The 4,768-nt window shown below is 67.1% G+C and carries 3 protein-coding genes; 2 read left to right on the top strand and 1 reads right to left on the bottom strand.

The window, feature by feature from the left end; all coding sequences use genetic code 11:
• Positions 1–63: 63 nt before the first annotated feature.
• Positions 64–3,030, bottom strand: coding sequence for a Tn3 family transposase (locus KYX69_RS22820; protein ID WP_300501649.1), 2,967 nt, complete (start codon positions 3,028–3,030; stop codon positions 64–66).
• A gap of 164 nt (positions 3,031–3,194) precedes the next feature.
• Here KYX69_RS22820 and KYX69_RS22815 point away from each other — a divergent pair, with 164 nt between their 5' ends.
• On the top strand, positions 3,195–3,776 hold the full coding sequence (locus tag KYX69_RS22815) for a recombinase family protein (RefSeq protein WP_007406331.1): 582 nt from the start codon (positions 3,195–3,197) through the stop codon (positions 3,774–3,776).
• Positions 3,777–3,796: 20 nt separating this feature from the next.
• A complete protein-coding gene (locus tag KYX69_RS22810; protein ID WP_126014483.1) occupies positions 3,797–4,621 on the top strand; it encodes a hypothetical protein in 825 nt (274 codons plus the stop codon).
• Positions 4,622–4,768 lie beyond the last annotated feature (147 nt).

Genomic DNA, 4,768 nt, shown 5'->3' with positions numbered 1-4,768 from the left:
GGGAGCACCTCAAGGTTTGTGACACGGACAGCGGTAAGCTGAACAGGTAGCGAACAGGGCGGCTCAGGCCACCTTGGCTCCGGGTCCGCCGGCGATGTTGAGTGCGCGGTAGCCGTCTCGATCGAGCTCGGCAGCGGCATTCTGCCAGAGGTAATCGCCGATCAGGCTGATGTGTCGCCAGCCGAGCGGGGCTACATGGGCGAGCAGCTCGTCGGGCGCGGGCTCGCCGCTGGCGCGCAGATGCTCGACGGCGCGGCCCATGTAAAGCGTGTTCCAGTACACGATCGCGGCGGTGACCAGCGTCAGCCCGGACGCTTTCAGCGCCTGGTTCTCGAACTGCGGATCGCGCAGGCGGCCCTGTTTGTGGACGAACACGGCTTGGGCGAGCGTGTGACGCGCCTCGCCCTTGTTGAGCCCAGCCTGACACTGCTGGCGGAGCGCCCTGGATTCTAGCCAGTCGAGCGTGAACAGGGTGCGCTCGATCCGGCCCAGCTCCTGGAGCGCGAAGTCGAGCCGGTTCTGGCGACGGTACGCGGCCAGCTTCTTCAGCATGACCGACGGTAGCACCACGCCGGCCTTCACGGACGCGGCGAGCCGGACGATCTCGTCCCAGCTTTCGCGGATGGCAGCGATGTTGAACGGGCGCCCGATCAGCTTCGCGAGCGCCTCGGGGCGGGCCGTGCCCGGGAACAGGCCGAGCCGGCGATCGGCTAGATCGCGCAGGCGGGGCACGAACCGGAAGCCGAGTAGGTGCGCGAGCGCGAACACGTGGTCGGACGCGCCGCCCGTATCGGCATAGTGGGTCGCGGGATCGATGCCGCAGCCGTGCGCGACCAGCCCGTCCAGCACATAGGGCGCCTCCGCCGCGGTCGCCGAGATCAGCCGGACATGGTAGGGCGCGTAGGTATCGGCGACATGGGCGTAGATCTTCTGCCCCGGCTCCCGGTCGTAGCGCGCGTTGGTGCTGCCGGCCGCGCCCCGCCTGCCCGAGCGGAAGAACTGCCCGTCCGAGCTCGACGCGGTGCCGTCGCCCCACACGCGCGTGAGCGGCAGCGCGGCTTGCGCGTCCACCAGATGGCGCAGCCCTGCCGCATAATTCTCTTCCGATACGTACCAGCCATGCGTCCAGGCGAGCTGGGCGTAGGTGACGCCCTGGCTGGCGTTGGCCATGCGCTCGATGCCGAGGTTCGTCGCGTCTGCCAGGATCGCGGCGAGCACGGCCTGCGGGTTGGAGTGGGCGCGGCCCGAGCGCAGTTCCGGAAATGCGCACAGGAACCCGGTGCGGGCTTCCACCTCGGCGAGCAGCTCGGTGATGCGCACGCGGGGCATGAGCCGGTCGACGGCCGCGTCCAGCCTGTCGGCCGCAGCGGGCGTTACGGCCGCGAGCGGGCTGACCCTGAGGTTACCGCCCCGCAGCTCCACGCCGTCGAGCGTGCCGCGCTTCAGCGAGCCTGCGAACCGGCGCAACCGCCAGTCGAGCAGCCTGGCGCGCCCCTCCAAGTAGCGGCCGACGTCGGTGTCGAACGGCAGCGTGAGCGCGATCTCGGCCGCTTTGCCGGGCGGGAGCATATAGCTGTCGAAGCGCAGGTGTTCGCGCGTACCCTCCACCCACAGGTCGCCCGATTGGAGCCGCTCGCGCACGGTCGCGACCGTGGCGGTTTCGTAGCGACGGCGGTCGATGACGCCGCCCTCGGTGATCGCCGCCTTCCATTTTCTGGAAAACGGCATGGGCGCATCGGCCGGTACGTCTCGCCGCCCGGTCGCGTTCAGCGCGCGCACGACCTTGATCGCGCCGAGCACGCCGTCGCGCGAGCCTGCCGCCTTGAACCGGAACGCGTCAAAAAACGCGGGCGCGTAGCGCCGCATCGTCATGTAGCGCCCCGCCGCGCGGATCAGCGGCTCGTCGCGAGTCAGGTCGGCGATCGCGGTCGCCTCGCTCTCGGCGTCCAGAAGCCTCGTCCAGCCCACCCCGTCGTCGAGCGCCGCCCAGACGTCCAACCCGTCCTCGCGCGCGACCCGGAGTGCGCCGACCGTGGCGCCCAGCAGCCGCATGAGCCGGTTCACGTCGCGTGTGGTCGCCTCGATGCCGCGCTTCTGCGCGGCCCTGGCCCTGGCGAACAGGAGGCCGGTCTGCTTGCCGAACATTTCGATCGCGGCGTCCGCGAGCCGCGCTTCCAGGTCGATGACGGCTGCGGCGAGTGTCGCGCGCCTTCTGCGGAGCGAGTAGTCGGACAGGAGGAACGCGGGCGCGACGTGGCCTTCGCGCACGAGCTGCTCGAAGCGGTGCTCGTGGATGCGGCCGGCCATGCCCGGGTCGAGCCCGAGCCGGCGCACGTGCGCGAGCCGGGCGAGAATGCCGGCGAGATTGCGCGCGGTCGGGCTGTCCGACGTGTCGCGCAGCCACGCGAGCGGCGTCGTGCTGCGATCCTGGTCCACGATCAGCAACGCATCCAGCCCCGTCACCTGCTCCGGAGCAAGCGCATCGACCAGCGTGTCGGCCGCGAGGCGGCGCGCCATGGCGCGCCCCGCCACCCCGATCCGCTCGATACGGGCGGGCGCGGGCAGAACGATCCGGGCAGCACGCAAATGGCCCAGCACTGCCGCGGCGATCGGCTTGCCCCGTTCGGTCGCTTCCGCCGCGCGGGTGGCTGCGCCGAGCGCGCCGGGGACGTCGGCCGCCTCGAACGCGCGCAGGCGCAAACGCTCCATCGCCTCCCAGGCGTGTTCGAGCCGGGTCTGGGCGCGATGCGCGTAGCCCTCGAACGCTGTGGGCGCGATGTCGAGTTGCGCGGCCAGGTGCCGGATCAGAAAATCGGGGACGACATCGTCGTGGCGTATGCCGAAGCCGGGATGACGCAGCAGGGCGAGGTGCAGCGCGAAGCCGAGCCGGTTGGCGTCGCCGCGCTTCGCTTCGATCAGTGGCCGGTCCTCATCGGCAACCGTGTAATGCTTGGCGAGCGAGGCATGGTCGAGGGGCACGCCGAACAACGCGCGGCGTTCGTCGCCCGTTAACAGATCGCGTCTGGCCATCGATCACCCCCTGTCCGGGAGCGTATAGTTTATGGCCGACACGTGCGAGGTGTCGCGTAACTCTCAAGTTTCGCGACAGCGGCCCTGACCGGTCACGCCACGAGGGCGGACGCTGTCGCAAATGTCTGTTGCTAATCAGCCGTGTTCCAATGCACATCTGCGACATGCTCCTCGGCTATGCGCGCGTATCTACCGACGATCAGGATCTCACGCTTCAAAAGACGGCACTGAAGGCGGCCGGATGCCGGCGGACATTCGAGGAGAAGGTGTCCGGCGCCAAGCGCGCCCGACCGGAACTCGACCGGATGCTGGAGCAGCTGCGCGACGACGACGTGGTTGTGGTCACCCGGCTCGATCGCCTAGCGCGGTCGACGCGCGACCTGCTCGACATCGCCGAGAAGCTGAACGAGGCGGGAGCGGGGCTGCGCTCGCTCGCCGAGCCCTGGGCCGACACGACCACGCCTGCGGGACGCATGGTGCTCACCGTGTTCGCCGGCATCGCGGAGTTCGAGCGCGAGCTGATCCACCAGCGTACCAGTTCCGGCCGCGCGGCAGCCATGGCGCGCGGCGTGAAGTTCGGGCGTAAGCCCAAGCTCACTCCGGACCAGATCGCGCTCGGACAGCGTCTCGTCGGCGAAGGCACATCGGTGCGCGAAGCGGCGAAGCTGCTGAAGTGTCATCATGCCACGCTCTATCGGGCGCTCAACCATCCGGCGCAGATGCCCGTACATCGCTCGACACGTTGATTGAGGAGTAGGATTTCGCCATGATCTTCGCGCTTCTACTAGCGGCAAGTTCGCCGAATTCCGCGCTGGAGGCGGAGCGGGCCTACTCGGAAGCTGTACTTGCCAGTGGCCGTCAGGCAGCGGCACGCAGTTTCGGTCCACAAAGCGACCCCTGGCCAATACAACATGCGCCCGAAACCGCGCGCTCTCCATCTGTGGCCAGCATGTTGCAAGCAGCCGAGAGTAGCCGAAGGTGGTGGCTCACAATGATGAGTGTCGAGAGCCATGCCGAGCGCAGACCCGAACTTGTCTTTCCGTCCTGTGATCCGAGCGGGTCGGCAGTTGTTATCGGCGGGCTGTACGATGGCGGAAATCGAGTTGGATCATATAAGACGCTTTGGCGGAACAGTGCTGAGGGGTGGCGCTGGGAAATCGACGACTATCGTCGGGATGGATCGAAGGCATTAGCGGCAGAAAGTTTACAAGCGATCGAACCTGAGTGCTCGGCAAAACTCACCAATGAACAGCTCCAAATCCAAGCCGTTAGCGATGCGAAAGAGATCGCGTCTGTTTTGCGACAGGAGCAGGCCGGCAAACAGGTCGACTGGTTGGCTGTTCCAAGACGAAGCGTGGCCGAAGACGTTATCTTTGTCGGCAACGATGGCCGACGCATCCGCAGGCTCCCCGCCAAGCTGCCCATTCGGCGCATAGCGGGTGCGTTATCGTCCGGAAGCAGTTACGATGAAACGCTACGGTGGAGTAGCCGCGTCCTGGACGGGTCTGCACAAGCCCATAGCTTTCAGATCACCCAGTGGCGCGGTCCCAAGAATGGATGGCAGATCGTCTACTACGAGCTCCGCGGGTGAAACATCACGAGAGGTGATCCGGTAACTTCCAACTCGTCCAACCTCACAAACCCACGAAACTTAATATACTTTGCGGCAACGCTCAGGCCTTTGTTGACCATTTGTTCCGACTGCCGCTGTCCATATGACAAACCTTGAGGTGCCCCC

It is taken from the genome of Sphingomonas sp., assembly GCF_030145815.1.
GTDB lineage: Bacteria > Pseudomonadota > Alphaproteobacteria > Sphingomonadales > Sphingomonadaceae > Sphingomonas.
The sequence above is the reverse complement of the archived record's forward strand: the minus strand, read 5'-3'. Positions and strand labels throughout refer to the sequence as shown.

Bases quoted from the DNA above. Each gene is read 5' to 3' on its own strand.
- KYX69_RS22820 (WP_300501649.1), bottom strand. From the start codon at position 3,030: ATGGCCAGACGCGATCTGTTAACGGGCGACGAACGCCGCGCGTTGTTC.
- KYX69_RS22815 (WP_007406331.1), top strand. From the start codon at position 3,195: ATGCTCCTCGGCTATGCGCGCGTATCTACCGACGATCAGGATCTCACG.
- KYX69_RS22810 (WP_126014483.1), top strand. From the start codon at position 3,797: ATGATCTTCGCGCTTCTACTAGCGGCAAGTTCGCCGAATTCCGCGCTG.